The 1,128-nt window shown below is 77.1% G+C and carries 1 protein-coding gene; it reads right to left on the reverse strand.

Going from position 1 to position 1,128, the window contains the following annotated elements; genetic code table 11:
- Window positions 1-1,128, reverse strand: a 1,128-nt coding sequence (locus ABEB28_RS37245; protein ID WP_425559049.1) for an ATP-binding protein, incomplete at both ends; no start/stop codon positions are given.

Raw genomic sequence — 1,128 nt, forward strand, 5'->3', positions numbered from 1 at the left:
CGGCGGCCGCGCGCGGGTGCTCCCGCAGTCCCGGCTCGTCGGCGAGCTCGACCGACCAGTTCCACAGCTCCTCGAGGTCGCGGTAGATCGCCGCTTCGTCCAGCGCGAGCGTCACGTCGACGATCAGGTCGAGGTCATCGCGTGCGCGGGCGAGGTCGCGGGCGGCGCGGAGGTTGGCCAGCTCGGCCCGGAGCCGGCGGTCCCACGGCGTCTCGTCCGGCCCGTTGAGCCCGGCGCCGAGCGACCGTGCGGTCTCCCGGGCCCAGGCCAGGAACGCCCGCTCGGCCGCGTCCCGCTCGCCGCGCGCGGCGGCGTCCTCCAGCGCGAACGCGCGCACGGTCTCCAGCATCCGGTAGCGGGCGTCGCCGTCGCGGCGCTCCGGGAGGACGAACGACGCGTCGACCAACCGGCTCAGTGGGACGAGCGGGTCGGTGCCGGGTGCGGCTTCGGCCGCCAGTTTCTCGACGGTGCTCAGCTCGGCGCCGCCGGGGAACGTGGCGAGCGCGCGCAGCAGGGCTCGCTCGGCGTCGTCGAGCAGGCGGTAGGACCAGTCGATCGTGGTGCGCAGCGTGCGGTGTCGGGCGTCGCCCTCCGGCCGGTCGGCGGAGAGCGCGTCCAGTGCCCGGCCGAGCCGGTCGCGGAGCGCGGTCGGCGGCAACACGGCGAGCTGACCGGCGGCCAGCTCGATCGCGAGCGGCAGGCCGTCGATCCGGCGGATGACCTCGACGACGGCGTCCGCGTCGCCGGTGGTCAACGCGAACGCCGGGTCGCGCCGCCGGGCGTGCTCGACGAACGCGCGGACGCCCGGCTGGTGGGCGAGCTCGCCCAGGGTGCTCGTGGACCGGGGCAGCGGCAGCGGCTGGAGCCGGACGACGTACTCGCCCGGCACGTGCAGCGTCACCCGGGAGGTCGCGAGGACACGGAGGCCGGGCGCGCGGGTGAGCAGGGCGGTCACCAGCTCCCGGCAGGCCGCGATCACGTGCTCGCAGTTGTCGAGCAGCAGGAGCAGGGGACGGTCGGCGAGCGCGTCGGCCACGGCGCGGGGCGCGGGCCCGCCGCCGATCCGGAGCCCGAGCGCGGTCGCGACCGCGTCGGTGACCCGCGCGTCCTCGGTGACCTCGGCGAGCG

It is taken from the genome of Cryptosporangium minutisporangium (assembly GCF_039536245.1).
In the GTDB taxonomy this organism is placed as follows: Bacteria; Actinomycetota; Actinomycetes; order Mycobacteriales; family Cryptosporangiaceae; genus Cryptosporangium; species Cryptosporangium minutisporangium.